The sequence below is a fragment of the Aneurinibacillus migulanus genome, from assembly GCF_001274715.1.
In the GTDB taxonomy this organism is placed as follows: domain Bacteria; phylum Bacillota; class Bacilli; order Aneurinibacillales; family Aneurinibacillaceae; genus Aneurinibacillus; species Aneurinibacillus migulanus.
Map to the genome: position 1 here is coordinate 2,439,140 of NZ_LGUG01000004.1, position 26,763 is coordinate 2,465,902.

The 26,763-nt window shown below is 45.9% G+C and carries 19 protein-coding genes and 1 riboswitch; of the genes, 16 read left to right on the forward strand and 3 right to left on the reverse strand.

The window, feature by feature from the left end:
* The first annotated feature begins 169 nt into the window (after nucleotides 1–169).
* From AF333_RS13625 to AF333_RS13675, 11 genes are all read left to right on the forward strand, one after another.
* A complete protein-coding gene (locus AF333_RS13625; RefSeq protein ID WP_043064046.1) occupies nucleotides 170–3,670 on the forward strand; it encodes a BadF/BadG/BcrA/BcrD ATPase family protein in 3,501 nt (1,166 codons plus the stop codon).
* A 40-nt stretch (nucleotides 3,671–3,710) separates the two neighbouring features.
* Entirely contained in the window at nucleotides 3,711–5,348 is a 1,638-nt protein-coding gene (locus tag AF333_RS13630; RefSeq protein WP_043064047.1) for a 2-hydroxyglutaryl-CoA dehydratase, read from the forward strand.
* A 355-nt stretch (nucleotides 5,349–5,703) separates the two neighbouring features.
* Complete coding sequence (locus AF333_RS13635; protein WP_141391401.1) at nucleotides 5,704–6,012, forward strand: hypothetical protein; 309 nt, start codon at nucleotides 5,704–5,706, stop codon at nucleotides 6,010–6,012.
* Between the two features lie 218 nt (nucleotides 6,013–6,230).
* Nucleotides 6,231–6,429: riboswitch (cobalamin riboswitch) on the forward strand.
* Nucleotides 6,430–6,605: 176 nt separating this feature from the next.
* Complete coding sequence (locus AF333_RS13640; protein ID WP_052811718.1) at nucleotides 6,606–10,712, forward strand: S-layer homology domain-containing protein; 4,107 nt, start codon at nucleotides 6,606–6,608, stop codon at nucleotides 10,710–10,712.
* Complete coding sequence (locus tag AF333_RS13645; protein WP_052811719.1) at nucleotides 10,690–11,535, forward strand: DUF4430 domain-containing protein; 846 nt, start codon at nucleotides 10,690–10,692, stop codon at nucleotides 11,533–11,535. Before AF333_RS13640 ends, AF333_RS13645 begins: the two co-directional genes overlap by 23 nt.
* Complete coding sequence (locus AF333_RS13650) at nucleotides 11,532–12,410, forward strand: energy-coupling factor transporter transmembrane component T (RefSeq protein ID WP_043064049.1); 879 nt, start codon at nucleotides 11,532–11,534, stop codon at nucleotides 12,408–12,410. The genes AF333_RS13645 and AF333_RS13650 overlap by 4 nt, the downstream gene beginning before the upstream one ends.
* Nucleotides 12,392–14,089 (forward strand): ABC transporter ATP-binding protein, encoded by a 1,698-nt coding sequence (locus tag AF333_RS13655; protein WP_043064050.1) that lies wholly within the window; start codon nucleotides 12,392–12,394, stop codon nucleotides 14,087–14,089. The genes AF333_RS13650 and AF333_RS13655 overlap by 19 nt, the downstream gene beginning before the upstream one ends.
* The gene (locus AF333_RS13660; RefSeq protein WP_043064051.1) at nucleotides 14,062–14,751 is read left to right on the forward strand and encodes an ECF transporter S component; all 690 of its coding nucleotides are present in this window, start codon (nucleotides 14,062–14,064) and stop codon (nucleotides 14,749–14,751) included. The genes AF333_RS13655 and AF333_RS13660 overlap by 28 nt, the downstream gene beginning before the upstream one ends.
* A gap of 235 nt (nucleotides 14,752–14,986) precedes the next feature.
* A complete protein-coding gene (locus AF333_RS13665; RefSeq protein ID WP_043064052.1) occupies nucleotides 14,987–15,796 on the forward strand; it encodes a TrmB family transcriptional regulator in 810 nt (269 codons plus the stop codon).
* A 68-nt stretch (nucleotides 15,797–15,864) separates the two neighbouring features.
* Entirely contained in the window at nucleotides 15,865–16,584 is a 720-nt protein-coding gene (locus tag AF333_RS13670; protein WP_043064053.1) for an alanyl-tRNA editing protein, read from the forward strand.
* A gap of 284 nt (nucleotides 16,585–16,868) precedes the next feature.
* Nucleotides 16,869–17,387 carry a PadR family transcriptional regulator gene (locus tag AF333_RS13675; RefSeq protein WP_043064054.1) on the forward strand — a complete coding sequence of 173 codons (519 nt, stop codon included), beginning with the start codon at nucleotides 16,869–16,871 and terminating at the stop codon, nucleotides 17,385–17,387.
* Nucleotides 17,388–17,452: 65 nt separating this feature from the next.
* Here the strand turns inward: AF333_RS13675 and AF333_RS13680 are convergent, their stop codons facing one another.
* On the reverse strand, nucleotides 17,453–18,655 hold the full coding sequence (locus AF333_RS13680; protein WP_080787589.1) for an iron-containing alcohol dehydrogenase: 1,203 nt from the start codon (nucleotides 18,653–18,655) through the stop codon (nucleotides 17,453–17,455).
* Nucleotides 18,656–18,806: 151 nt separating this feature from the next.
* On the opposite strand from AF333_RS13680, the gene AF333_RS34155 reads away from it, so the two are divergent.
* Together AF333_RS34155 and AF333_RS13685 are read left to right on the forward strand one after the other, a co-directional pair.
* Entirely contained in the window at nucleotides 18,807–18,971 is a 165-nt protein-coding gene (locus AF333_RS34155) for a hypothetical protein (protein WP_162836855.1), read from the forward strand.
* Between the two features lie 79 nt (nucleotides 18,972–19,050).
* Nucleotides 19,051–19,968: an HRDC domain-containing protein gene (locus AF333_RS13685; protein WP_043064055.1), complete on the forward strand. Its 918-nt coding sequence runs from the start codon at nucleotides 19,051–19,053 to the stop codon at nucleotides 19,966–19,968.
* Between the two features lie 52 nt (nucleotides 19,969–20,020).
* On the opposite strand, the gene ilvA is transcribed toward AF333_RS13685, so the two are convergent.
* Complete coding sequence (ilvA, locus tag AF333_RS13690; RefSeq protein WP_043064056.1) at nucleotides 20,021–21,229, reverse strand: threonine ammonia-lyase; 1,209 nt, start codon at nucleotides 21,227–21,229, stop codon at nucleotides 20,021–20,023.
* A gap of 208 nt (nucleotides 21,230–21,437) precedes the next feature.
* Here ilvA and tkt point away from each other — a divergent pair, with 208 nt between their 5' ends.
* The 3 genes from tkt (at nucleotide 21,438) to AF333_RS13705 (ending at nucleotide 24,710) form a co-directional block, all read left to right on the forward strand.
* Complete coding sequence (gene tkt / locus AF333_RS13695; RefSeq protein WP_043064057.1) at nucleotides 21,438–23,441, forward strand: transketolase; 2,004 nt, start codon at nucleotides 21,438–21,440, stop codon at nucleotides 23,439–23,441.
* Between the two features lie 135 nt (nucleotides 23,442–23,576).
* Complete coding sequence (locus tag AF333_RS13700) at nucleotides 23,577–24,134, forward strand: DUF2179 domain-containing protein (RefSeq protein WP_043064058.1); 558 nt, start codon at nucleotides 23,577–23,579, stop codon at nucleotides 24,132–24,134.
* A gap of 300 nt (nucleotides 24,135–24,434) precedes the next feature.
* Nucleotides 24,435–24,710 carry a hypothetical protein gene (locus tag AF333_RS13705; protein WP_052811720.1) on the forward strand — a complete coding sequence of 92 codons (276 nt, stop codon included), beginning with the start codon at nucleotides 24,435–24,437 and terminating at the stop codon, nucleotides 24,708–24,710.
* A 332-nt stretch (nucleotides 24,711–25,042) separates the two neighbouring features.
* Here AF333_RS13705 and AF333_RS13710 read toward each other — a convergent pair whose 3' ends face one another.
* Nucleotides 25,043–26,443: an amino acid permease gene (locus AF333_RS13710; protein WP_043064059.1), complete on the reverse strand. Its 1,401-nt coding sequence runs from the start codon at nucleotides 26,441–26,443 to the stop codon at nucleotides 25,043–25,045.
* Nucleotides 26,444–26,763 lie beyond the last annotated feature (320 nt).

Genomic DNA, 26,763 nt, shown 5'->3' on the forward strand with positions numbered 1-26,763 from the left:
AAAAACGTCGGTCTTTCGCTTGGGCGAAAGCCGACGTTTTTTATTGGTAATAGGGAAACCCCGAAATGGGAAGAAAGCAAACATGAAGGAAAATTAGTTTCCACTATGTATATGTTGCTTAATTTATTCCCATCCTAAAATTATACTTCTATCTGGTAAGGAGAATCTCATGGAATACAAAAGCCAAAGGGTAGACTCTTTAGTTATAGGGATTGACGTCGGCTCAACGACCGTCAAAGCAACCGTGGTGAATCCAGGCAGCAAAGAAATTCTTTGGTCAGACTATCAGCGTCATAACACAAAGCAGGCGGAAAAGGTCTTAGAATTCTTAATCATTATTGGAAATGAATTTCCACACATCAAACAAGAGAACATTCGTGTATTTATAACAGGCTCCGGCAGTGGTCCTATTGCTGAACACATTGGAGCGAAGTTCGTTCAAGAAGTAAATGCCGTCACGATGGCGGTGGAACAACTTCATCCTGATGTAGGAAGTGTAGTCGAACTCGGAGGACAGGATGCTAAAATCATTATTTTTAAGGAAAACGAAGAAACGGGGAATAAGCAAGCGTTAACCTCTATGAATGACAAATGCGCATCCGGCACCGGCGCTACGATTGATAAGTGCATGATTAAAGTAGGAATGCCCATGGAGGAAGTGGGCAACCTGCACTTTGATGATACGAAATTGCACCATGTGGCCGCCAAGTGCGGTGTATTTGCCGAAACGGATATTGTCAATCTCGTGAAAAGCGGCATTCCCTCCACTGAAATTATGTGCTCTCTAGCAGATGCCATTGTCATGCAGAACCTGTCCGTTCTGACGCGTGGAAATACGCTGCGGCATCGTGTTCTTTTGCTGGGTGGTCCGAATACATATTTGCCTTTTCTGCAAGAATGCTGGCGAAAGCGGATCCCTGAGACGTGGGAGGAGCGAGGGTATGATTACCCGAAAGATGTTCCCATTGATGAACTGATTTTTGTGCCTGAAAATTCGCAGTACTATGCCGCTTATGGTGCTGTCATGTATGGAATGCATGAGCCGGTTGGTGTAGGCAGTTACACAGGGCTTGAAAGTCTAAAGGAATTTATTGCTCATGGCCGGAAGGCAAAGCTCGGAGAAAATGCCGGACCGCCTCTGGTAAACAGCGAAAAGGAATTGGAAGCGTTTCGTCAGAACTATCGTATTCCTCGTTTTACACCGACTACATTCGTACCGGGACAGAAGGTAAGGGCGGTCATCGGCCTTGATGGTGGCTCGACTTCTTCGAAAGCTGTTTTGGTTGATGAAAGCGGAAACATTTTGCTTAAGGAATACCAGCTTTCTAAGGGGAATCCGCTCGAAGATACGAAAGAAATGTTAAAGCGGATTCAAGATAAGGTGACAGGTCAAGGAGCAGAATTGGAAGTTATCGGCTTTGGCGCTACGGGCTATGCGGCGGACGTTCTGGAGAAAACGTTAAAGGCGGATGTCAATATTGTAGAGACCGTTGCTCATATGATGAGTGCCGTTCACCAATTCGGCGATATTGATGTCATCTGTGATATCGGCGGCCAGGACATCAAGGTCCTCTTTCTCAAAAACGGCGATATCCGCAACTTCAGGCTGTCCAATCAATGTTCCGCTGGAAACGGGATGTTACTGCAAGCCATGGCGGATCAGTTCGGCATTCCGGTTCAGGAGTACGCGGATACAGCCTTTAGCGCCCCGCTTTCTCCTAAATTCTCATACGGCTGCGCCGTATTTCTGGATGCGGATCGGGTGAACTTTCAGAAGGAGGGATATTCGAAAGAGGAATTGTTGGCTGGCTTGGCCCTCGTATTGCCGAAGAATATATGGCAGTATGTGGTGCAGATTCCACGTATGGCAGAACTGGGGCGCAAATTTGTCTTACAGGGAGGAACGCAATACAACTTGGCTGCCGTCAAGGCTCAGGTCGATTATATTAAGGAGCGGGTTCCTGACGCAGAAGTATATGTTCATCCCCATCCAGGAGAAGCAGGAGCAATTGGAGCGGCGATGGAAACGTTGCGTGTTGTAAAGCGTCGGGGGTATTCTACATTTTTAGGACTGGATGCGGCCATTAACCTGTATTATATGACCCGCAATGATGAGTCTACCCGATGCACATTCTGCCCTAACAATTGCAGCCGTACCTTCATCGACTCTCAAACACCGGACGGAAGTATGGCCCGCTATATCTCTGGCTTTAGCTGTGAAAAGGGAACAGTGGAAGACAAGGAAGCTGTGATCAAGCTGACAAGGGAGAGGCAGGAACTCAAGAAACATTATCCGAACCTGGTGGAATACGAGGCGCGTCGCATGTTCCAGCATTTCTACGATCCGACGCCGTTGCCTGAATCGAATACGCCAGCAAAGGATGTTCCGATAAAACGCAGATGGTTGAGCGGAATGAGAAAAACGCGGCAGCAGCGCCATTTTGAGCGTTCTTCCCACGAAGCAATGGAGAGACGAAACAAGATTCGTATCGGAATTCCCAAGGTGCTTAACATTTGGTCTACCGCTCCTTTCTGGCGCACATATTTCGAGACGCTTGGCATCGATAAACGCAATATCGTGTTCAGCGATTACACAAGTGAGGAGATGTGGCAGGAAGGTGGAAAGTACGGCTCGATCGATCCATGTTATCCATCGAAGGTAGCTCAGGCTCATGTTCATAATTTATTATTTAAACACCATAGTGAGAAAAAAACGCTTGATTATATCTTTTTTCCTTGTATCACGCATATTCCGACCCATCTGCATAATGTAATGGATTCGGCCAGCTGCCCGATTGTAGCTGGTGCCCCGAATGTGATTAAAGCCGCTTTCACAAAAGAAATCGACTTTTTTGCGACAAGAGGGATTACGTATCTTGATCCGGCGGTTACTTTTATAGAGCCGAATCTGATGAAGAAACAGTTATATGAGGAATTCAAGGAGCATCTGCAGATCACGGAGGATGAAAGCGACTTCGCTGTGGACGAGGGCTGGAAAGCGATGGAGTTGTTTGATACCGAGATGCAGGAGAAGGGTCGCATGATTCTTGAGCAGGTGGAACAGGAAAATCGCCTTTCTATTCTGATGATTGGACGTCCTTATCACTCCGATCCAGGTCTTAACCATAGCGTATTGGAAGAGTTTCAAGTGCTGGGCTATCCCATCATGTCCATGCGGTCCATTCCTAAGGATGAAGCTTGGCTGCGCCGTTTTTTCAAGGACGACCTGGAGAGCGGGCGTGTTGATTATGCATTGGAAGTAAGTGATGTATGGCCGGAAAACTTCAGTTCCAACAGTGTACAAAAGGTCTGGGCAGCCAAGTTCGCCGCGCGTCATCCCAATGTGGCGGTATTGGATCTATCCAGCTTTAAATGTGGACATGATGCTCCGACCTATGGGCTGATTGACTCGATTATTTCAACGGCAGGCACGCCTTATTCGGCATTGCATGACATTGATGCTAACAAGCCAAGTGGTTCGATTAAAATCCGTGTCAAGACGTATGCTCATAGCCTAGGACTTCATGAAGAGCGCCTACAGGATTTGGCCCAGAAAAAAGCAGAATTACAACGTCGCCTTGAGCAAAAACGTGTTGAACTGCTAAGCAAAAAGCAAAACGAATCAATTGAGTTATATGAAAACCCAAGCATTTTTCAGGCCGGGAATTAATAAGGCTTATACTTTGCCAAAACAAGGAGGAAAGCACATCATGTCTATCACCAAAAACAAGAAACAATCCCAGAAGCATCTTTCTATAGAGGACGAGTTACGCTCGTTTCAGACGGAGCAGGAAACAGCGTTAGGTTTACGGGAAAAAAAAGACCAGTGGTTTGATCCTGTTCCCCGTAAGTTTTTACTCAAAGATAGAGCTACCACGACCATTCTTTTCGGAGGGCTAACGATGGCTCAAGATTATTTGGTGGGGGGAGCGCTGAAAGGGCTGGGATATCGGGTAGAGCATTTGGACTGCCCGGACAATGAATCACTCCGTTATGGTAAGGAGTTTGGCAATCGGGGACAATGCAACCCGACGTACTTCACAGTAGGGAATTTAATTAAACATCTCCATCACCTTCGAGATGTGGAAGGAAAGTCAAAAGAGGAAATTGTTCGCAATTACCTTTTCATTACTGCTGGATCTTGTGGTCCTTGCCGATTCGGTACGTATGTCACGGAGTACCGGAAGGCTCTGCGCGATGCAGGATTTGATGGATTCCGAGTTCTCTTGTTCCAACAGCAGGATGGTTTGAAGCAGGCGACCGGTGAGGAATCGGCTCTTAAATTAGATGCTTCGTTCTTTATTAGCTTTCTGAAAGCGGTCCTCCTGGGAGACATTTTGAATGCAGTAGGATACCGTATCCGTCCCTATGAAGTGGAAGCAGGTTCGACTGATGCCGCTCTATCCCGCTGCAAACAATATTTGTATGATGCTTTGAGCCAGCGTAAACGACTGTTCCCGGCGTTGCGTAGATGTCGTAAGGAACTGCAAGCCATTCGGGTAGACCGAACACAGGTAAAACCGAAAGTGAGCATCATCGGAGAGTTTTGGGCCATGACTACAGAAGGAGATGGCAATTATCAGTTGCAGAGCTTTCTAGAACGGGAAGGTGCTGAGGTCGAAGTACAATCCATTACAGCTTGGATCTTGTACCTTATTTGGGAAGGGCGCTACGATACGCGTAAACGAATGGCCCTGCGAGAAGCGGATTCTGGACGTTATGGCTTAAAAGGAAAGAATCCTGCCTTGCGTCTGCGCGTGTTAGGAGTGGCTGACCGTGCCGTCCGAGTGATGTTCCAAACGTATGCCAGGGCCATCGGTTTGTATGATTATCATTTACCCAACATGGATCAGATTGCCCAGGTTGCCCATGATCATTACAACAACCATTTGCGCGGCGGTGAGGGACATATGGAAGTAGGGAAGCTCATTCTTAATACCGCAAAAAAGAAAGTGAACATGACCATCTCCGTCAAGCCCTTCGGGTGTATGCCGTCTTCAGGCGTATCTGACGGCGTTCAATCATTGATTACGGAGAAGTATCCTGAAGCCATTTTTCTTCCGATTGAAACGACGGGAGATGGAGCAATTAACGTATACAGCAGGATACAGATGATGCTGTTTAAGGCAAAACAGGCTGCACAGAAGGAGTTTGAAGAAGCCTTAGCAAAAAAAGGCGTGACGGTTCAGCAGCTTCAGCAAACACCGGGTCATGCAAAATTTACTCATCCGCTGCAAACAAGCCGTCATGTCGTTGCTTGTACAGCGGCAAATACAGTATATAGCATGCGTGGGTTTTTTAACTGGATTTCCTTCCGACAGAACAGAGAGAAGATCGAAGGGGTTTAATGAGCACATACCGTTATTTTTGGTTAAACAGTTTAGCCTCCAAATATTTTTTGGAGGCTTTTGTAATGGGGAAGGCGCCATCATTTTCTTTGTTTCGTTACGATGAATTTGATAAAGAATGTAGAGAGGGTCGGAATTTTATTAAACACAAAGTAAGCGGAATGGTGATATGGAAAAAAACACACATTTTATTATATGGTTGGAAGCGATTGGATTCCTGGTGTTGATAGCTAAAGGGATAGTTATGCTGATTGGCTAAATTTTTAAACGCTTTATTCATAACATAACAAAGAGGTGTGTAAAAAAGATGAATGGTATACGTAGAGCAACATCATTATTCGGTAATAATAGAGGAATGTGGCAGCAGATACTACCAGGATTCAGAAACAGACGTAATAACAGAAACACAATGGCGCTTTCGTTATTAGCTTTAGGCATCGGTGCAACAGTATATGGAATGACAAGAGGCCGTAACAATCGAGGCATATGGCAACAAACGACAGAGAATGTTATGGATAACTCAGTTCAGGCAACACAAGCCGGTATGGAAACTGCAGCAGACAGCACCGATGATATTCTGGATGCCATTGCACAAGCAACAGAAGAAACGATTGATACTACTGCGGACACAGTTAGAAATGTAGCGCAAAGCAATATGTACTGAGAATGCGATTGAAAACACTAAGAGTAATTTGCTCCTAGTGTTTTCTTCTTATTTTAACCATATACATCACATCTGAAATACCAGGAGTGTTGATTCTTTTGAGAAGAAAAGACGACCAGAACGGGGCACTAAGGCACCGAGATTTATAAATGTCGGAAAATTATTTATTTGTAAATATAGACAAAAAGTAGGGGAGGCTATATGATTAGAAGCAAAAGTAAATAATTTAAGGAAAAGGTGCAAATATCATACAAGTATATTTGCTTAAAAGGGAAGATCGGTGTAATTCCGGCGCGGTCCCGCCACTGTAAATGCAGAGCGAATCTTTCATATGTCACTGTCTTGATAGCAAGATGGGAAGACGAAGATGAGCGATGACGCACAAGCCAGGAGACCTGCCTTTTCTGTATATGTTTCCAATTCTTCGGGGGGTGAGAATAAGAGACAAAAGCGACAAGCAAAAGTGCGGCTTACTATAGTGTAGGGCTGCTTTGTTTATGTATGCCGTTTAAAAGGCCACCTCTATCATAGGGGTGGCCTTATTGTATTGGCGAAAAAACGGGCAACCCGAATAAGAAAGAAGGGGAATGAGAGTGAAAAGCAAGCTGGTATGGAAACGTTACGGAGCGTTACTGATGTCAATTTTACTTCTTGTCTCTACGTTGAGCTTTTCTTTGTTCCAGCCAAGACAAGCATATGCCGCAAGTTTAGCGGACACAAAAGAGGAAACAAAGAGCGATAATACAACTGAAAATGGTATCAGGAAGAGAGAAGTGACGAAGCAAACAACGCCTGATACCGTAATTGTTCAAGAGCCGAATGTTAAGCAAGAGAAAAAAATTTCGGTGGCCGAGGCGATTCGTACGGCCAGTGAGTTGATTTTAAGCAGTGGAACAATCTCCGAATGGGAAGCCATTGGGCTTGCCCGTGCAGGGCAAACAGTACCAACAAGTTACCTATCGGCAGTAGAGCAAGAATTAAAAAATAAAGAAGGCTATTTCCGTAAAGTTACTGACTATGAACGTATAGCGATTGCCGTAAAAGCAGCAGGGGGCGATCCGACAAGTATTGCTGGATACAACCTTATTGAAAAAATTTATAACCATGACCGTATGCTTGTTCAAGGACTTAACGGTCCGATTTTTGCACTCATTGCGCTTGATTGCGGGAATTATCAAATACCTGAGGATGCAAAATGGAATCGGGATAAACTGCTGACGGAGATTCTAAGTAAGCAGAATGAAGACGGCGGATTCTCCCTTTCTCCGGGAATAAGTGATCCTGATATTACAGGCATGACGTTGACAGCACTTGCTCCATATACGGACAAAACAGAAGTGAAAACAGCAAGCGAGCGGGCGGTAAACTGGCTATCCAAAAGCCAAAAACCGCATGGAGGCTATGCCTCTGCATGGGGCGAAGACAGCAGTGAGAGCGTTGCTCAGGCAATTATTGCGCTAACGGCACACGGAATCGATCCGACAGAAGCACGATTTACTAAGGAAGAAAACAATCTGGTAAGCAATCTCATGACTTTCCGTCAGGAGGATGGCGGTTTCGCTCATGTATTGGGTGGCAGTACAAATAATATGGCCACTGAACAGGCATTACAGGCACTTGTGGCATACGATTTATTTATGAATGGCAAAGGTGGGCTGTACCGATTTACTACAGGCATACCTGAGCCGAACCCGGTAGTGCAGGCAACCATTCGTATAGAGGGGCCTAAGGGACCCATTACTGCGGGAGATATATCCGCGGCAACCGCATTAGAAGGACTGGAAAAACTTTTAACTGAGAAAAATATACCCTATCGAATCGAGGACTCCCAGTACGGGAAATATGCAGCATCCATTAATCACATCGACGAGGGGCAATACGGTGGCTATGACGGTTGGCTGTTCGCCATTCTGCGCGATGGCAAATGGGTGATTCCGAATGTAGGTATGGCTGAGTATACACTTAAGGAATCAGATCAGGTCGTTGTTTATTACGGGGGAAGTAATACCCAGTTAATCGATTCGATAACCGTTCATCCGGCGCAGCCGAAAGCAGATGAACCTTTTACGGTTGCTATCATGAAGACAGCATGGGACTGGCAGGCAGGCAAACAGGTTATAACACCGGCGGCGGATGTTCAGGTAGCGGTTGGGAACAAAGTAGAGAAGACAAACGATCAGGGAATTGCTTCCATAAAGAATGGAATGACAGCAGGAACCTATACGGTTACTGTAAACGATTATCACGATAGTCAGGCACCAGGCATCGTTCGTAGTACAAAAGAGCTTGTGGTGGCGACAAATGGAACAACTCCAGGTGGCGGAGGCGGTGGTGGAGTCCCTGTCCCTGCGAAGCAAACCATAACGTTGTCTGTCACAGGAGACAGCCAGAAAGGCACGATTCTGGCTGCTAAATCAATAGAGCTAAAAGCAGGCGACACGGCTTACACCGTGCTTGCACGGGAGTTGGGCAGCAAGGTAGAATCACGTGGTTCAGGCCCCACACTATATGTTGAGGCGATCGACGGGCTGGGTGAATTTGACCGTGGTCCGCAAAGCGGCTGGATGTATTCGGTCAATGGCTGGTTCCCGAATTATAGCGCGGGTATCTACACATTAAAAAACGGAGATGTACTCGCGTGGCGCTATACACTGAATCTAGGCAAAGACTTAGGTGCTGATTTAGGGGGGAGCCAGCTCGCTTCAGGTGCCGTTACAGAGTCGATACCTATGCAGCTCGATAATGAAATCAATAAGGTTGGCCTATCGATAGACAACATGCAGCCGATTGAAAAAGTCGGAAAAACGACGGCTGTATTGAATGCCAAAGAGAAAATGAGTGCTTCACAGGCGGAACAAATTCAAAAAACGCTAGCTTCTCATACTGTATCACTGAGCCAGAACGTATCAGCCGCCATTGAAACTGTGATGAAAGACAATGAAGAAGAGGTGGGCTTTGTTGTTCCGGCTGCTGCCTTACCGAATACAATTTCTATCGCTATCAAGGAACAGACAGCAGAATGTCCTGAACTTGTCTCAAGCCTTTATGATTTTACACCAGACGGTACGAAGTTTAGCAAGCCCGTCTATATTTCGATTAAGGTGCCTGTACAGACGGATATACCGGATAATTTGTCTCTTGTATGGCTTGATGAAAAAAACAATCAATGGATTCCTATCCCGGCGGTGATTGATGCAAAAACAGGTATCATAACCGGAAAGGTAAACCATTTTACGAAGTTCGCCGTTATTGACCGCAGCAAAATAAAGATGGCACAGCAGCATAAATCTGTTTCCGCAGAGATAGCGGCTGTCAGCAAGCAAATTCTCAACAGCGGTGAACTAACCGATTGGGAAGCGTTTGCGCTGGCCCGGGCGGGGCAGAATGTACCAGCAAGCTATCTATTGGGAGTCGAGAAGCTGTTACGGGAGCAGAAAGGCGAATTCCGTAAAGTGACGGATTATGAACGAATTGCATTGGCCGTAAAAGCAGTAGGGGGCGATCCAACAAACATTGCTGGCTACAATCTAATTGAGAAGATTTATAATCATGAGCGCATGACAAGCCAAGGAATAAACGGACCTGTTTTCGCTTTGCTAGTGCTTGACAGTGGACAATACAACACACCTGCCGAAGCAAAATGGACAAGGGATACGCTCATTGCATGGATAGTACAGCAACAGAACAGTAGCGGCGGATTTCCGCTTGTTAAAGGGGAAGAGGATAACGTAGATATTACCGCTATGGCCATTACCGCACTCTCATCCTATCAGGAGCGACCAGAAGTAAAAGTGGCAGTCGAAAAAGCAGTACACTGGCTTTCGCAAGCACAGCTTAAAAATGGGGGCTATAAGCTGTTCGGTGATGAGAACAGCGAGAGTGTATCCCAGGTCATTATTGCGTTATCTGCACTTGGTATCGATTTGAAAGATAAAAGATTTGTAAAATCCAATACGGATTTACTGACGAATCTGCTCAGCTTCAAAAACAACGATGGAGGTTACTCACATGTTATGGGACAGCCAACCAATGAGATAGCAACTGAACAAGCGCTGATGGCGCTGTCTGCCTATGAGCGGTTTACCCAAGGACAAGACAGATTGTATCACATATCAGCACTTCAGCTTGTAGAAACACCACAGCTAGACATAGAGAAGTTTGTAGATGAACATACGATTTCTCCATGGGCTTCAGCTGCTGTATATGCTGCCTATGAAAGAAAGCTAGTAGGAGGGGTTAGCACGACTGAATTGCGTTTTGCCCCGAAGCAGCCGATGACAAGAGCGCAATTTGCTACCCTGTTGCTAAAAGCGATGAATGAATCCCCTACTATGGAAGCGAAGCAGACATTCGCTGATGTAAAACAAGGAAGCTGGTATTACGGATATGTCATGAAGGCGAAAGAAAAAGGGATTATCCAAGGTGCTACACCAACATTGTTTAAACCAGAACAGCCGATTACTCGCCAGGAGATGGCCATGATGATCACACAGGCATTTCAACTAAAGGCCCATCCGTCAACGCGAACTTTTAAGGATCAGAGCAAGGTGTACAAACCGGTGCTTTCCCATGTGCAGGCTGTGCATCAGCAAGGCATTATGGTTGGATATGACGGATACTTCTACCCGACTGCGACAGTTACGAGGGAGATGGGAGCGGTCGTTGCGGTGAAATTACATGAAGAAATGGTACGCAAATAATAGAAAAAGAACAAAGGGGCTGGAACATTCTATGTTGAAGCAAGTAAAGCGCTGGTGGTTACGGTTTTTCGCATTTACCATGGTTATTGTACTCGCAAGCGGGTGTGTTCAAGCTTCAGAGAAGACAAACGAACCTACACAAGTAACATCTATAAATCAGCAAACAACGGAACCGGTAAGACAGACTGCATCAAAGGAAGGGCATAGGGCGGAAAGTGAAACAGCAGCTGTCAGTCATCCGACATCAGAACAGCTAGCTCAGAGTAAGACGACAGTGAAGGAGCCGATCGTACAGAAAAAGGCCGAGCAATCAGCAGTTGCAGCAGAGAAAAAAGCACCGGTTCAAGCTTCGGTTACAGCCGTACCCGAACAGAAGCAGCAGGCACGATCGACGGAAAATAAGGCCATCGCCCCAACTGCTGCTCCTCAGGTCGAGAGTAAGAAGCCAAAGGAAACAAAGGCAGAGTCGAAAAAGCAAAAGACGGTCCTATTTTCCATTGTCGCGGATAAAGAAAGGGGAACGGTTCTTCCGCCGACGGTAGTTGAGATTAAGGACGGGGAAACGGTACTTGATGCTCTGAAGCGGATAACCCGTGAGAAGAAAATTCAGATGGAATATAGAGGGGTAAAGGCGACGGCCTATATTGAAGGGATCGATAATTTGTATGAATTCGATCGTGGAGCGAAAAGCGGCTGGATGTATCGGGTAAACGGTATTTTTCCTAATAAAAGTGCAGGGATTTTTCCTGTAAAAGACGGCGACAAGGTAGAGTGGCTCTATACGGTAGACCTTGGTAAGGATGTGGGAGCTGAACTGAAATGAACGGAGGTTTTGCTTCCTTGCACCCGGTCCCCTGCATGATTTATTATGCAGGGGTTATCCTGTTCAGTATGCTGCTGTTCCATCCGGTTTTTCTGTTGACAGCTGTAGTAGTCATCGTTATGCTGAATCTCCTGCATAATAGCGGAAATCAGCTGCGTCGCCTCCTGCCTTTTTATCTGCTGATGGGAGGATCTGTTGCGCTGCTGAACCCTTTATTTTCACATCGTGGTCGGTATATTCTGTTTTATTTTCTTGACCAGCCGATCACGCTTGAAGCAATCATATACGGAGTGACAATGATGCTGTCCTTGCTGGCCATTTTACTTACCTTTGTTTCTTATCACCATGTTATTACGACTGATAAGTTCATGTATGTGTTTTCTGTCATCGCACCAAAAGTAGCATTGCTAATCTTGATGACTATGCGCTTTGTGCCCCTTTTTCGGAGAAGGTTGTATCAGATTACAATGATCCAGAAAATGAAAGGAATTAGTGTCGGGCGGGGAACGCTGCGGCAGCAGATGCGACATGGCATGGTATTGCTGCGTGTTCTGTTGACCTGGTCATTGGAAGAAGCGCTGCAAACGGCTGACTCAATGAAAGGGCGCGGCTACGGAATCACGCGGCGCAGCATGTATGTGATTTATCGTATGGAGCGAAGAGACTGGTTCATATTGTCTGCTATGGTGCTGGCAGAGCTGATATGCATTATCGGATGGGCATATGGCTACGGTGTTCTACAAATCTATCCGCATTTGGAAGCGATGGCGCTAACATGGGATGAAAGAGCAGTATATACGGTGTTTTGCGTCTTTTTACTTACGCCGGTTTTTTTGGAAGTAAGGGAGAGGATTGTATGGCAATTATTGAAGTAGAACGGCTGTCTTTTTGGTACCCTGATGAAGAACGGGCCGCACTTTCTGATATGTCACTAACAGTTAAAGCAGGGGAGTTTATTGTTCTATGCGGGGCTTCCGGGTGTGGGAAGACAACACTGCTGCGTCACTTAAAGAAAGAATTAACACCGGTAGGAAAACGAACCGGTCGTATTATGTATAAAGGGGTGCCGCTTGAAGAGCAACCGGACAGACAAACGACTCAGCAAATCGGGATGGTATTTCAAAATCCGGAAAGTCAAATTGTGATGGATACTGTTTGGCATGAACTTGCTTTTTCGATGGAAAATATGGGATACACCTTGCCGGTAATGCGTAAACGGCTAGGAGAGATGACGCAATTTTTTAGCCTGGAGCCGCTGCTATACAGATCGGTGCATGAATTATCTGGAGGGCAGAAACAGATGATTAATCTTGCGTCTGTATTGTTGCTGCAGCCAAACGTTCTGTTACTCGATGAACCTACTTCGCAGTTGGACCCGGTTTCTGCACGCGAATTTATCCAGATGGTGTACCGTCTAAATCAGGAATTTTCGATGACCGTTATTATGAGCGAGCACCGTCTAGAAGATGTTATACCTCTGGCGGATCGGGTCATTATTATGGAGAAGGGACAGGTGAAATATGAAGGTAGTGCCGGCACAGTAAGCAGGCAGATAAGAGCTGGACAGGCTGATGAGGAGTTAGCTTACTTACCGTCGATTGCCCGGCTGTATTTTGCTGTACAACCGCCAGCCAATCAATTGGAGAGCACACAGCAGGTACCGCTTACAGTGCGCGAAGGAAAGCGGTGGCTGGCAGCGAGTAGGAAGGAAGGGGTCGGAGTGCAGCCTCCTGCTGTATCTTCTATGTTTGCGTTACAGGAGGATGAGCTTCTGACATGTCATGAAGTGACATTCCAGTATGGCAGGGAGCAGCCTGAAGTATTAAGCAAGCTATCGCTTAGTATCTACCGAGGAGAATGCCTTGCCATTTTGGGAGGGAACGGGGCTGGAAAATCGACCCTTCTCCAGATTATGGCCGGCCTTGCCGTACCGCAGCGGGGGAGTGTTCGCTACCGTAAGAAACAGGATATATGCTCAATGCCGGAAAAAGAGAGGGCTCGCATAATCGGCTATCTGGCACAAAATCCGCTTCTGTACTTCAGTTATGATACGGTGGAGGAAGAACTGCTGCATATGGCGGAGTATGCCGGAATTTCATCATCGGCGGAGAAGATTCAGCATCTGCTGGTTTCGCTCGGGATTACAGATATTGTAAAAAAACATCCGCACGATATAAGTGGAGGACAGCAACAGAAGGTAGCGCTGGCAATGGTGTTGCTTGCCGATCCGCATATCCTGTTGCTGGACGAGCCGACGAAGGGAATGGACCCACCGGCAAAAAAACGCATGGCTGCCTTATTGCATGCATTGCGTGAGGCAGGAACGACCGTTGTGTTTGTCACCCATGATATCGAATTTGCTGCACGGCATGCGACCCGTTGTGCCATGCTATTCGATGGAGCAATCTCAGCCGTTGCTGAACCAAGAGTATTTTTTAGCGAGAATTATTTCTATACGACGGTCATTAACCGTATAGTACGGGAATGGCTACCGGATGCCTTAACGTATGAGGATGTGATAAAAAGATGGAACGTTCCCGTTTCTTTATTCTGATCAGCATGGCGATTTTTGTTGTTGCGTTGGCCGTTTCGGCTGCTGTGACAGATGAGCATTACTTATTGTTGAGTTTTGTATTGATTGCTGTTGCGCTGCTTCCGTTGTTTGCACGATTTGAACGAAGAAAAGTGGAGGCGCGTGAACTGGTCTTGCTTGCGGTGCTGGCTGCCATTGCAGCTGTTAGCCGAGTGCCTTTTGCGCCGTTGCCGAGCGTGCAGCCAACCTCATTCGTAATTATTATTTCTGCAATTGTGTATGGAGCAGAAGCGGGATTCATTATTGGCGCAATTGCTGCGCTTGTCTCTAACATTTTCTTAGGACAAGGACCATGGACGCCCTGGCAGATGTTCTGCTGGGGAATGATTGGTGTAACGGCGGGATGGCTTAAGGATGCATGGTGGATGAAGAAGCGACTTGGATTGCTATGCTTCGGTTTTGCATGGGGATTTTTATTTGGCTGGATTATGAATATATGGTATATCATTACGCTTCCTGATGCGCTGGGCTGGCAATTGATTACGGTTGCCTATATACAAAGCTTTTACTTCGATTTGGCCCACGCCTTATCCAATGTATTCTTCCTTGCCGTGTTCGGAAGCAGCTGGCTGAAGATACTTGTTCGTTTCCGCAAAAAATATGGGTTGCTATCCGTGGTATGAAAAACATGTGAATTTGTATTTTGACGATAAGGCGCTTTGTTTGCTTTAGATACGGGAATCACCCTGAGTATATGGCACAAACAGTTTTATTGTTTACCTTGTTTGGTAGCACTACAGTCACTGTTGTTGTATATGTATCAAAGACGTTATTCGAATAAGACACATGTATTGACAAAATTTGAAACATAATTTTAAATAGTGGTTAATGATATAACGACTAGAAAAGAGGCGTTTTATGGATACGATATACAAGGAGCTTCAGAAATTGGGTTTTTCCCAATACGAATGCAAAGCATATGTAGGCCTTTTAAAGCATTCGTCCGTAACAGGATATGAAGTGAGTAAGCGTACGGGTGTGCCGCGTTCCATGATTTACGAAGTATTGGGTAAATTATTGGATAAAGGTGCTATCTATACCGTTCCGTCAGATCCTGTGAAGTATTCACCTGTCCCGGCAAAAGACTTAATGGAACGGCTTCGAAAAAATTTCGAGGACTCTTTCGATTTCCTTGAAAAGGAATTGTCGGCTCTTGAAACAGAGCGAGATGTAGATGTTATTTGGCGGATTCGCAGCGAACAATTAGTTATTGAAGAGATGGTAGATATAATTAATAAAGTAGAGAAAGAGTTGTGGCTATCGGTATGGGAGCCGCAAGTTCCACGAATAAAAGAAGCGATTGACCGGCAAGCCGAAAAGGGGGCGAACATTTTTACGGTCCTCTTCGGTGCACCAGAGACGCATTTAGGATTTACCTATCACCATAATTATATGACATCTGACGTTGTTGAAGATCGGATGGGCGGGCATTTAACCGTTGTGGTCCGCGATGCAGAAGAGGTACTTATCGCCAATTTTACAGAACAGGCTTCCGCCTGGGCAGTAAAAACGAAAGACCCTGCTCTTGTACTGGTCGCTACTGAATATATTAGACATGATATTATGGTCGAAGAGATTACGAAAGAATTCGGCGCCGAAAAGCTGGAGGCTCTTTGGAAAAATAAAAATGATTTGATTCATGTAATGACAGGAAAGCGGTTCAAATAACACGAACCGTATTTTCTTTCACCAATTAATAGTAGTTAGAATTATAACATCTAAAAGGAGTGCTAAAGATGCCAACAAATGAACTGTATGTAAACGATAGCTATGTAACTACGTGTGAAGCTCATATCATCAAAATCGAGGGAGAAAAAGTCATTTTGGATCAAACAGTGTTCTACCCTACAGGTGGCGGACAAGAGCATGATACAGGTGTTCTCATACAGGAAAACGAAGTATTCGATGTGCATCAGGTGAAAAGAGAAAAAGGAGAAGTAATACACTACATAAAAAACGCGCAGCAATTGAAAATAGGGAAAGTAACAGCGCGTATTGATTGGGAGAGAAGAATGGGATTAATGAGGCATCACTCCTTGCTGCACGTGCTAGGAGCGGTGGTATACAAGAAATATGGGGCGCTATGCACGGGGAATAAAATATATCCTACAAGGGCCAGAATCGATTTTGATCATCTTCAAGATGTAACGGACGAGCAAGCAGAAGAAATTGTGCGTGAGACGAATAAAATATTAGAAGAACATTATCCGATTACACTAAGATACGTATCGAGGGAGGAGGCGGAAAATATCTCAGGAGTAATAAAAACATCCATCAATTTACTTCCGCCTTCCATTAAAACCGTTCGTTTAGTCTCCATTTCGTCTATCGATGAACAAGCATGCGGCGGTACACATGTATCAAATACGAAAGAGATTGGGAAGATGGTACTCGATAAAATCACGAGCAAAGGAAAAAATAACAAACGTTTTGAGGTTTCACTTGTTCGTTATTAAATCGAGATGGGGAGGGTACCATTCAAAAAGGAGGCTGCCACGATGTTATGGCAGTCTCCTTTTTCTACTGACATGGAATGATGAAGTTTCACTCGACAAGTCCGTATTTATCATCATGAAGGTATCACTCAACATGACGATCAATGTATTTCATTCCCCCTTCGTATATTTATGTATGATTAATCAAAGTTGACTATATTTACAACACCAGGATAATGTTAATTGATTTGTATAGTCAAGCATGATTATAATGAAGATAACTAGGAAAAAAGGGGAAGGCTAGCATGGACGAAAGAGTATTGCTGTTGCTGGGGTTGCTGAAAAATCAAAGTCAGCACGGCTATCAGATTAATGATTTTATCGAGCGGAATGTGAGTCGGGTAATGGATTTAAAGAAGGCAACCGCATACGCGATTTTAGGACGTCTCCATGAATCAGGATATGTGACTGTGCATACGGAACAAGAGGAGAATCGGCCACCACGCAAAGTATATTCGATTACGGCAGAAGGAGAAGAGCAGTTCTATCGTCTTCTGCAAGAGAATTTGTCAGAGATGAAGCAAGTAACGCTACCGGGAGACATCGGATTGATGTTTCTTGATTATCTCTCTCCCGTTGAGGCGGTGCACTATCTTCGGGAGCGGCTCCAGCGTCTGGAGACACAGATTCAGGCGTATGAATCAGCACCGGAACATACGAGCAACCCGAGCGTAGATCTAGCTATCGATCGGCGGCTGCGTTTAATGCGCAGCGATCGTGAGTGGCTAGTAGATACGATTGCCAAGCTGGAAAAATCCATATGAATGCAAAAAAGGAGCGGGCCAGGTCCGCTCCTTTCAGTATATTGTCGTTTCAAGGGTGTTGTCGTTTATTCGTATGACGCTTCAAAAATGCTCAGCACTTCATCTGCCGTCATATTGTGTGTGCCAGGGATTGTATTTGTACCGTTGCCGTTGACACGAATGGTCTCGTCTGCCATCAGACGCAAGTCTTCACGTTTGATGCCGACGCCTTGCAGCGTATCGTACACCCCGATTTCTTTGTACCAGTGTATGAGAGCTTCGATGCCGGCTTTTGCCGCCCGTTTATCGTTGTCCTCAGTAATGCGGAATACGTTGCGTGCGAGGCGAGCCAGACGGTGCGGGCGATCCGCAAGGATGATCTGTTCGAAGTAAGCGGGTGTAATAATGGCAAGACCGCGTCCGTGCGAAATATCATAGTGAGCCGAAAGTGTATGTTCCATGGCGTGTACCGGAAACGCGCCGCCGCGACCCGCGCCTGCGATGCCAATTAACGCTAGCGTACTCGTCCATAGCAGATGAGCGCGTGCTTCATAGTTTTTCGGATCATCCAGCGCTTTTTTCGCATAGATAAGAACATTGCGCATAAGTCCTTCTGTAAGTTCATCCTGAACATTTGCATGCTCATCGCCGGTCATGTAGCCTTCATATAGATGGGTGAATATGTCGGCAGCACCGTCGGCCGTATAGTTGGCAGGAACGGTGTAGGTCAGCTCAGGATCGAGGATGGCTGCTTTCGGAAAGAGGCCGGGGCCACCGATGCCAGCCTTTTCTCTCGTCTCCCAGTTTGTGATGACCGCGCCTGAATTGGCTTCCGAACCGGTGGCAGCCAGAGTGGGAATGGTGATAATCGGCAGTGCTTCCGTAATTGGAAGCAACTCTTTCCATTTGCTGGCTTTGCTGCCGCGGATGTATTCGTGAATCGGACGCCCGGACAGGGCAACAGTAGCGATAGCTTTTGCTGCATCCATCGCCGAGCCCCCACCGAGTGCGAGGATGAGTTCGCAGTTTTCTTCGCGTGCGATGCGCCCTGCTTCATCGATTGTTGTGGCGCGGGGATTCGGTTCAATGCGATCAAATAGAACATAGCTTACGCCTGCCTTATTGAGCGAGGTAATGACTTTATCCAAGGAACCAGTTTTTTTCGTTGAAGAACGGCCGGTGACGAGTAACGCTTTTTTCGCATGAGCTGCGACGATATCACCTGTTCTATTTACTTCTCCTTTACCGAAATGGATACGGGTAGGCATATTTAATGTGAAATTTATCAAAGGAAAGTCCTCCTCTTTGTACGAGTTTGCTAAGATAAGTATATAGCTTACTTCTTCTACTACGTTGTCCATTCCATCGTCTCATACTTACTTTTTCATAGCAAGTTTTTCCTGAATAAGGATATGCTAAAGAAAAGGGGGAACACATTGTATGAATTGGATTTATTGGATTGCTTTGTTTAACACGAAGTTTCAGGCAAGCTGTCTCGTCAAGCGAATGGAGGAAGATTGGTGGACAATGGGCTACCGCAGTCCGCGCATCATTGAAATATTCCAGGTAAAGGACGGGCGGTACGGTGTTCGTTATATATGGTAGCAGGTACAGAGAATAGGAACGCCTAGCAAAGAGATTACGTAAATATAAAGTGAAAAATAGGAGGAAGAGGTGAGAAACCGTGAGTGTATTGCGTCAATTAATTCATGTAGAAACGTATGAAAGAGGAACCGAAATTGCAAAGCTTGCCTTATATGAACGAGATGGTGAATATAAGCTTGTACGTTATGCGGTGGCAATCGATGGCGAGGAAGAGAACTACTTGCTGTACAGCGGAGCAAATCTACAGACAGCGTTTATGAAGCTAGATGGAGAGAAGCGGCTGCTCCGCTTTACAGAGTATGCACCTATCCATCCTGCCGAGCCGGTGATGACGCGCGCGGATTGGAATAAGGATATGCTGGCGCTGGCACAGAGCTATTACAGTCCAGATGCGTTAGGACTGCTAAGAGAGTGGCGGAAGCGAATAGCGGATGCCATGAACGTAGCCCCGTACATGGTACTTGAAGACAAAGTGCTATTTCTGCTGGCTACCTTTATGCCGCAGACGAAAGAAGAGTTTCTCAGCTTGCCGCATTGCGGTGAGAAGCGGTGGGAACAGTATGGGGCTGAGTTGCTGGCTTTGCTGCGTGGGCAGGCGCCCGCTTTTTACATCCCATCCGCCGTTCTGGAAGGAGCACAGCCTGTTCGCACTCAGAAGCAGGAACGGCAAGTTAAGCTGTTGACTCGTCTGCAAGAAGAGACACCGGAGCTAGAAGAACTGGCACGTGAATTGGATGTTTCAGTTAATACGGTGATAGGTTATTTGGAAAAACTTGTTGAAGACGGATATGATATCGAAGCGTATGTAGCGTTTTTGACGCGCGAGGTGCCTTATTCCGAAATTTCCGCCGTTATCGACAGTGTAGGAGCAGACAAGCTGAAGCCGATTTATCTGGAATTAAACGGTGACGTACCGCCGTATGAAGCTCAGATTTCATATCATCAAATCCGACTTGCCCTCGTAAGAAAGAAGATGGAACAAGCATCGGTCGGGTGAGTTGGCGACAATAGCGAGAAAAAGAGCAGGGCATAAGCCGCTGCTCTTTTTCTTATAGTCGTTCGTCTACGGGATAGCCTTCGCGTATTAAGCGTTTTGCGATGCGTTCAATATGAGCCTGATCGTTTGTCTCCAGCTCTACTTCTACTTCCGCCTGTCCAGGCACGATGCGCGGGCTGATCCGGTGATGATGTATGGAGATGATATTGGCTCGCTCTTCCGCGAGGATAGCTAGCAGACGGTTTAGATTACCTGGCTTATCTTGGACGGTCGTCACGATTCGCACATAGCGGCCGGATTCGATCAGACCATGCTCGATAATGCGCGACATGAAAGTAACATCGACGTTTCCGCCACTTAGAATGACGGCGATTTTCTTATTCTTGAGCGGCATTCTTCGGTACAAAAGCGGGACAAGCGCCGAAGCACCGGAACCTTCGACCAGGAGCTTGCTGCGTTCGAGCAAGTACAGCATCGTACGCGAAATTTCGATATCCTCTGCCAAAAATACATCATCTACGTACTTTTCCACCAGCTCATATGTTAGAGAGCCGGGCTTTTTGACGGCGATTCCGTCTGCAATTGTCCCGGTACTGGTTACGGACATGGGCTGCTTCTCATTCAGGGAAGCCGTCATACTTGCGCAAGCGGCCGCTTCTACTCCATACACCTTTACATGGGGTGCAATGGTTTTTACACAAGCGGCGATACCGGCGATGAGCCCACCTCCGCCGACCGGACAGATAATGGCATCCACATCAGGCAACTGCTCAAGCACTTCGAGCCCGAGCGTGCCCTGCCCTTCAATCACACGAGGATCATCGAACGGATGGAGAAAGGTGGCTCCGGTTTCTTTTTGGAGTTTGAACGCTTTTTCAAGTGCTTCGTCGAATGATTGTCCTTGCAGGATAACCTGCGCGCCATATTTTTTAGTGGCCTGGACTTTGCTGAGAGGGGCGCCTTCAGGCATGACAATCATGCTTGGAATACCGGCCTGTGTACTACTGAAGGCCACGCCTTGTGCGTGATTGCCCGCTGAAGCTGCAACGACCCCGCGTGCTTTTTCATCCAAGCTTAGTGAAGCGATTTTGTTATAGGCTCCCCGTACTTTAAAGGAACCGGTCTTTTGCAGGTTTTCAAGCTTTAAATACAATTGATTGCCGGCCAGTTCACTGAATGTAGTCGAATAGTCGAGCGGTGTATAACGTATGACTGGTTTCAGCGTTTCCATGGCCTGGCGGATGCCTTCGATGGTAACCATATGAATCCGCCTTTCGGTATAATCGTTCTTCCTTTATTATAATAATTATTTTAGTAGAAAAGCCAATTTTTCTCTATTTGCTGTTCGGTTTACGGTTGCAGCTTTCCGGGAATATTTTATTTTCATGCTTTTTTTTGGCATAATGAAAAGTAGGAAAGGGAATACACATCAGGGAGAGCACTATTCACGAAAGGGGATTAGGAACGGAATGAGCAATAAAACGCTAGAACAGGTCGCAGTTAATACCATTCGCATTCTCTCGGTTGAAGCCATTGAAAAAGCAAAATCTGGCCACCCTGGCCTGCCGATGGGAGCAGCCCCGATGGCATATGCGCTTTGGGTAAAATTTATGAATCACAATCCGGCTAACCCAGCTTGGATAAACCGCGACCGATTCGTCCTATCAGCTGGTCATGGCTCGATGCTTCTATACAGCCTGCTTCACTTGACTGGATATGATGTGTCACTTGATGATTTGCAGAATTTCCGCCAGTGGGGCAGCCGTACGCCTGGCCATCCGGAATACGGGCATACGCCAGGCGTGGAAGCGACTACGGGTCCGCTTGGTCAGGGTATCGGCATGTCGGTCGGAATGGCTATGGCGGAGCGCCATCTCGCCGCCACATACAATCGGGACGGACATGAGGTAATTGATCATTATACGTACGCTTTGTGTGGTGACGGTGATTTGATGGAAGGAGTCGCAGCCGAGGCAGCGTCTCTTGCCGGTCATCTCAAGCTCGGCCGTCTAATTGTGCTGTATGATTCTAATGATATTAGCTTGGACGGTGAATTGAGCTATGCGTTCTCGGAGAGTGTGGCGAAACGCTTCGATTCGTACGGCTGGCAAGTGTTGCGCGTTGATGAGGGCAATGATGTAGAGGCTATCTCACGTGCTATCGTGGAGGCACAGCAGGAAACGGAGCGTCCGACACTTATTGAAGTGAGAACCATGATTGGATTCGGCAGCCCGAATAAGGGAGGCAAATCGGCCGCCCATGGTGCTCCGCTTGGCGTTGATGAAATTAAGCTTGTGCGCGAAGCGTACGGCTGGGAGCATGAACTGTTTGAATTCCCTGATGAAGTGCGTGAACATTTTGCCGAGGTAAAAACGAACGGGCAACAAAAGGAAAAAGAATGGCAAAAAATGTTTGAAGCGTATAAAAAGGAGTACCCTGAGCTCGCTGAACAGTTCGAGCGTTCTATACGTGGAGAGCTGCCTGCGGATTGGGAAGCGTCCCTTCCGTCCTTCACTCCGGCAGATGGCAAAATCGCAACACGAGAAGCATCGGGTAAGGCGATTAACGCACTGGCGAAGAGTGTTCCATTCTTCCTCGGTGGCTCGGCAGACTTGGCTTCATCCAATAAAACAACGATTAAAGATGAAAAAGATTTCAAGCCTGGGCAGTATGAAGGACGTAACATCTGGTTCGGTGTACGGGAGCATGCGATGGCAGCGGCCATGAACGGGATGATGCTGCATGGCGGTGTGAAGGTGTACGGTGGAACCTTCCTCGTCTTCGTCGATTATTTGCGCCCGGCACTACGTCTGTCTGCATTGATGGGGCTTCCGGCGATTTATGTATTGACACATGATAGCATTGCGGTCGGCGAAGACGGACCCACACACGAACCAGTTGAGCATGTTCCTTCGCTGCGCGTTATTCCGAATTTGACTGTACTACGTCCGGCGGACGCGAACGAAACAGTAGCCGCATACCGCCACGCAGTCGGCTACAGCAAAGGTCCTGTGGCTATGATTCTCTCCCGCCAGGGTTTGCCGATACTGGAGGGCACGAAGGAGAAGGCGAAAGAATCTGTTGCTCGCGGTGCATATGTACTATCCGAGTCAGACGGTACACCGGATTTGCTTCTGCTTGCCTCCGGTTCAGAAGTTAGTTTGGCCGTAGCGGCCAAGCAGAAGCTTGAAGAAAAGGGCCACAACGTGCGAGTTGTCAGCATGCCAAGCTGGGAGTTGTTCGAGCAGCAGTCGCAGTCGTACAAAGACGAAGTGTTGCCGCCCACAGTCAAGGCACGTCTTGCTATTGAGATGACACATCCGCTTGGCTGGGAGCGTTACGTTGGTGAACAAGGAAAGGTGCTTGGCATTGCCAAGTTTGGTGCATCCGCTCCGGGTGAGAAGATTATGGAGGAATACGGATTTACGACGGATTATGTCGTTACACTTGCAGAAAGCATAGTGAACAAATAAGTAAAAAAGCGGTCGCTCTATAGAGAGGGCCGCTTTTTTAATGGAGAATGTGCAAAAATAGAAGACTTTTATAATAAACGATATAATTTTGCTTTACTTTGTTTTTATACATGTGATATTTTATGCGAGACAAATATGTCAAAAGACAAACGTGTGTTATACACAGGGGAGGGCAAAGCGGTGGAACAGCTGCTTATCATTTTCACTATTAACATCGTATATGTATCGTTTTTTACGATTCGGATGATTATGGTGATGAAGGGGCAGAAGTTGCTGGCATCATTCATCAGTACGATAGAGGTTTTTATTTATTTGATGGGACTCTCGCTTGTACTGGATAGTTTAGACAATCCATTTAACCTAGCTGCCTACTGTATTGGATGGGGTACGGGTGTATATATGGGGAGTAAAATTGAAGAGATGCTGGCGCTCGGCTATGTAACAGTGCAGATTGTACTTGATTCAGCGCACAATGATATCAGTCGGGTACTGCGCGAGAAGGGCTATGGCGTAACGAGTTGGGAAGCGAACGGAAAAGACGGTCAACGCGTTGTTATGAATGTGCTGGCTAAGCGAAGAAATGAGAAAAAGCTGTATGATACAATCAAGGAATTAGCGCCGAAAGCGTTCGTTATCTCATATGAGCCGAAGTTTTTCCATGGCGGCTTTTGGACGAAGCGAATTACTAAGTAAATCGTATATAATAGACGGGGACATCCGGCAGGGAGTCCCCGTTTTTTTTGAAGCGAATGTATTAGCTCTCTTTTTCCCGTTCCGAGAAGAGTGATTTTATCATAAGAAACGCGAAACCACCCCAGAATATTCCTAGAATGATAACCACCACGTGTCGGGATACCATATAATGGATTGGTAAATCCACCAGTCGAGGAAAATGACGAAGATAACCGGGGTGCAATATTTAACGTAATTAGCTAGAAGTCTCTCACTTCAAAAGCGTGAAGATGTTTAAACATCAACTTTAAGTAGGAGATGATGATTCGTGTCAAAAAAGTCTATTTCCAGGATCTTTCCGTTGGCGTGGATATGGGAGAGATTTATGCGTTCTCCTCTTTTTGTGAAAATGGACACGCATCGATTATTACGGGTCGAAAACTACGTTCCCTTCACCGTTTACGCAACAAAAAATTGGCGGACATTCAGCGCTTACAATCGAAATGCAAAAAAGTCACATCAATGGAAAAAGTACCAACGCGCCAAACAGTATCTTCTGTCCAAGCCCGAAAAATAACTACAGGATGCTTTGCATAAAGTAACTAAGAATTTCGTGGAACGGTGTGTTCAGCATTCGGTTTTGGATGTGTATATCGGAAATCCCGACAGTGTGCAGCGGAACACGCGCAGGAAAAAGAAGGCGAACAAGAAACAAGCGCAAAGACTGTCTAACTGGTCGTTTGGAAAAAGTTAAGAAACATCTCCTGTATAAATTAGAACAGAAAGGCATTCAGCTCCACGGAGTGGATGAATCCTACACAAGTTAGACATGTCCTGTCTGCAGGAAGACAAAGAAAAGTTCTTCCAGAAATTACAGATGTTCATGTGGGTATTTGTTCCTGCTCAAGTATCATGTTGTTCTTTCCTCCTTACATTTCGATTTTTTCTAATAACTCATTGGTATTAGAAGGTTTCACCTCTGACTTTGAATATTTTTGATGCCGTATTCCGTATATAATTAATACAATTACAAGAGAAACCAAACTCATTATTAATTGGGAGACCATTTCTGAGTTGGTAGCCATCAAAACGAGTACCGCTACAATACTTAGAATGGTCAAATAAGTCAAATAAGGATACGCCCACATTCGTACCTGTAGCTCCGACTTTTCTTTTTCCAAACGGGCACGCATACGAAGCTGTGCAATAGCGATCAACAAGTAGACGAACAATACTACAGCCCCACTTGAGGTAATGAGAAACTTGAATACTAGATCAGGCGAAAAATAGGCTGCAATGATCGCCAGATAACCAAAAACGGTTCCAAAGAGAATGGCCTTAACGGGTACACCGTTTCGATTAAGAGAGAGAAACAGACGAGGGGCATCTCCTCTATTAGCCAATCCAAACAACATTCTCGAAGAAATATATAATCCTGAATTTAGGCAGGAAAGCAGGGCAGTCAGCACCACGATGTTCATAATTTGGTCTGCGCCAGGAATGCCAAGGATCTTGAGAACGTTTACATAAGGACTGCTCATAATTTCTGCATTATTCCAAGGTAAAACGCAAGTGATAATAAATATGGAACCGACATAAAAAAGTAAAATTCTCCAAATAACAGATTTAATTGCCTTCGCAATGGCTTCTTTAGGTTTCTCTGACTCTGCTGCGGTAATCGTGACGATTTCCGTACCAATAACTGCAAACATAACGGGTACAATCCCTTGAAAGATAGAGGCAATACCGTGTGGCGCAAATCCACCATGAGTGGTTAAATTTTCAAAACTAAGCATTTTGTCAGGCCATAATCCTAATACATAGGCCAACCCTAAAATCAAAAATAAGATGATAGCCGTCACCTTAATAGACGCGAACCAGAATTCAATCTCACCAAAGGATCGTACGGAAAAGATATTGGTAGCCGTTAAGATGACCAACAAGCCCAAGCTTATTATCCAAACTGGAATATCAGGTAACCAATAATGTAAAATACCTGCTGCTCCTACAGCTTCGGCTGCGACGGCAATAACCCAGAAGTACCAGTACAACCATCCAACTGCGAACCCGCCCCAATTTCCTAACGCCAATCGGACATGTTCTGAAAAGGAACCAGCATGTGGGTTAGCAGTAGCCATTTCACCAAGCATACGTGCTACAAACATGGCTAATACACCAGCTAGAAGATAGCTAATAACAGCAGCTGGTCCAGTGGAATAAATGACAGCCCCACTCCCCACAAAAATACCAGCACCGATGATCCCACCAATGGTAATCATCGTAACATGTCTGGTTTTTAATTGTTTCTGAAGTTGTGTTCTTTTTTCCATGGTTTCCCTCCCATAGTAACTTCATCTTCCATGCTTTAAGCTTCTCATGTGGGCTTTAGTTTCGGTTTGAGTTAGTGGCTTACAAACATAACTATCTTCAATTGTTAAGAGGATTGTAAATCTTGTATTTACAAGGGTTATAAGAGATTTCATAAAACCAGAAATAATATTTTTCTAAATTTGAGAGGGGGATAAATCATGTGTTTTTCTCTGACTGATAAACTTGACATTTTAGGCGATTGTACAAAGTTTTTAGGTATATTCTGTATTGCCGTGCAGAGAGGGAGTTCCTCCAATGACAATGCGTGTTGGTTCGCCCA